We start from the raw sequence: 2472 nt of genomic DNA, 5'->3' as shown, positions 1-2472 counted from the left end.
TAGCCGATGTGTATCGCCATTTCTGTACTGTTGGGGCCAGGAATGAGATTAGTAGCTCCCAACAAATCCAAAAAATGCTGTTCGCTCATCCATTTCTTTTTGACAACAACTTCCTGCTGCATCATAGCAATATGAGCCGCGGGACCTCCGAAGCCAATAAAACCAAGCTTGAGAAAGAGCTTGGCAATTTCCTTTATTTGAATATCACGCTCCATTTCTCATTACGATTTTATCAATAGACCAATTACCTGCACCTTTGATTAACAAAAACATACTTCCCAAAAGCATCGCCCAATCCGTACGGCTACCGTGCAGCAATTCCCAAATACCCTCATTAGCCAAAATAGATGTTTTGGTCGTGGCAATGGCAACCAGCATAATGATGATGAGCGGAATACTTGCTAACCTTGTAAGCAACCCGAGCAAAATAAGTGCTCCGCAAAGGATTTCAAATATGCCTACAAAACTTCCAAGAAATTCAGGAGATGGCAAGCCAATTTTTTCAAACCGCCCGGCTCCCCGTAAAGTAGGAAATAGAAATTTCTGAATGCCCTCCGATAAAAAAACACCTCCAACAATCAGTCGGATTATGATTGTTGTCTTTGAATTATCTGTATGAATGATTTTTGAAAACATATAAATTCAATTTTAACAACATCCGCCACCTGGAGTACAAGCATTAGCATTATTTACAGGCAGTTCCGCCAAATTTTTCTTTTGTTTATCTGAAGGAATCCCGCAGGCATCTTGAGCCAAGCAGGCTGTTGTTTTATTTTTCAGTACAAATGTCTCTCCGTTGAAATCCAAATCATACTTGCCAATAGTTTCGCTTTGGTATTCCACCTCAATTTCCGCATCTTCAATACCTAATTTTTCTTCGGATAGCTTGATGATGTTTAATAGTTTAACTGGCTTTAATTTGTGCTCGAAATCGTCCGCATTCCATAATTGGAAGTTTACAACTTTTTCTGACCGGATTACGCCACCACAGTCTATAAAGTTTTTAGTAATTTGTCCCACTTCGGTAACGTGGAAATGTTCTGGAACTAAAGTTCCGTTTTCTAATTGAAATCCAACATTTACTAATGTTGGCAGGATTTCTTTAATTTTTGATAACTTCATATTTCTGATATTAATTCAATAAATGTTATATTGCAATGTTACGATGTTTTGGTGTTAAAAAAAAACGCTTAACAGCATTCTTTACTATTTACATTCTCGACAAAAAAGCTATTGAGTTCCTTCTTAACCTCATTCCAGACTGTTTCATTAATACAGTAACATACACTAGTTCCTTCTATATTTCCTTTAATGATACCAATATTTTTCAGCTCTTTCAAGTGTTGTGAAATTGTCGCTTGTGCCAATCCCAATTCTTCTACCAGATCATTACAGATGCAGGCATTTTGTTTAATGATATGTTGCAGTATAGCTATACGGGCAGGATGAGCCAGTGCCTTTAAAATACCAGCTAAATGGTTCTGCTGTTCTGTAAAAATTTCGGTTTTTGTGACACCCATCAGTTTAAAAAAATAAATATATCGCAATATTACGATAATAAATTTAAACAGCAATAATTTTTAAAAAATTATTGCTGTAGTTGTAATATTAAACTTGTATAATCCAATGCTATTTATTAGTCATTACTTTGTAGGTAGGATCTTCAATAATATTCACATCAATAACTGTTTCTGCATTTTTAAGTAATTGCCTGCAATCTTGGCTTAAATGACGTAAATGTAGTTTTTTACCTTCCTTGTGATACTTCTCCGTAATTTTATTCAAGGCTTCAATTGCGGACATATCTACAACTTTGCTTTCCTTGAAATCTATTATCACCTCATCGGGATCGTTTTTAACATCAAATTTTTCGGTAAATGCCATAGCAGAGCCAAAGAAAAGCGGGCCAAAAATTTCGTAATGCTTTACACCATCTTCATCTACATACTTTCTAGCACGTATTCGTTTGGCACTTTCCCAAGCAAATACAAGAGCCGAAATAACTACACCTATCAAAACGGCTAAAGCTAAGTTGTGTAATAATACAGTTATAACTGCTACCAGCATACCAATAAAAATATCGTGACGAGGCATTTTATTAATGATTCGAAAGCTGACCCACTCAAATGTGCCTATAGCTACCATCATCATCACCCCGACTAATGCCGCCATTGGAATTTGCTCGATTACAGGACCTGCAACCAGAATGATTAATAAAATTGCTATAGCTGCAACTATTGCAGAAAGTCTGGCTCTTCCTCCAGCTCCGATATTCACTAAAGTTTGGGCAACCATTGCACATCCACCCATTCCGCCGAAGAAACCGTTGGTGATATTGGCTATACCTTGCGCCGCAGCCTCACGGTTAGATTGTCCCTTTGTGCTGGTTATTTCATCAACCATATTAAGCGTTAACAGACTTTCAATCAATCCAACCCCTGCCATTACCAAGGCATAAGGGAAAATAATTTT

The 2472-nt window shown here is 37.1% G+C and carries 5 protein-coding genes; all 5 read right to left on the bottom strand.

Features of this window, described 5'->3' with window-relative positions:
• A partial coding sequence (locus EDC17_RS16680; protein ID WP_132779356.1) for a chromate transporter occupies positions 1-215 on the bottom strand: 215 nt, incomplete at its 3' end.
• Positions 205-636: a DoxX family protein gene (locus EDC17_RS16675; RefSeq protein WP_038699349.1), complete on the bottom strand. Its 432-nt coding sequence runs from the start codon at positions 634-636 to the stop codon at positions 205-207. The genes EDC17_RS16680 and EDC17_RS16675, both read right to left, overlap by 11 nt.
• A gap of 12 nt (positions 637-648) precedes the next feature.
• Positions 649-1122, bottom strand: coding sequence for a DUF6428 family protein (locus tag EDC17_RS16670; protein WP_132779354.1), 474 nt, complete (start codon positions 1120-1122; stop codon positions 649-651).
• A gap of 68 nt (positions 1123-1190) precedes the next feature.
• Positions 1191-1520 (bottom strand): ArsR/SmtB family transcription factor, encoded by a 330-nt coding sequence (locus tag EDC17_RS16665; RefSeq protein ID WP_038699345.1) that lies wholly within the window; start codon positions 1518-1520, stop codon positions 1191-1193.
• A 109-nt stretch (positions 1521-1629) separates the two neighbouring features.
• On the bottom strand, positions 1630-2472 hold an 843-nt coding region (locus EDC17_RS16660), incomplete at its 5' end, for a SulP family inorganic anion transporter (protein WP_132779352.1).

It is taken from the genome of Sphingobacterium alimentarium (assembly GCF_004342685.1).
Taxonomy (GTDB): Bacteria; Bacteroidota; Bacteroidia; order Sphingobacteriales; family Sphingobacteriaceae; genus Sphingobacterium; species Sphingobacterium alimentarium.
This window is presented reverse-complemented; position numbering and strand designations above follow the sequence as displayed.

Bases quoted from the DNA above. Each gene is read 5' to 3' on its own strand.
- EDC17_RS16675 (WP_038699349.1), bottom strand. From the start codon at position 636: ATGTTTTCAAAAATCATTCATACAGATAATTCAAAGACAACAATCATA.
- EDC17_RS16670 (WP_132779354.1), bottom strand. From the start codon at position 1,122: ATGAAGTTATCAAAAATTAAAGAAATCCTGCCAACATTAGTAAATGTT.
- EDC17_RS16665 (WP_038699345.1), bottom strand. From the start codon at position 1,520: ATGGGTGTCACAAAAACCGAAATTTTTACAGAACAGCAGAACCATTTA.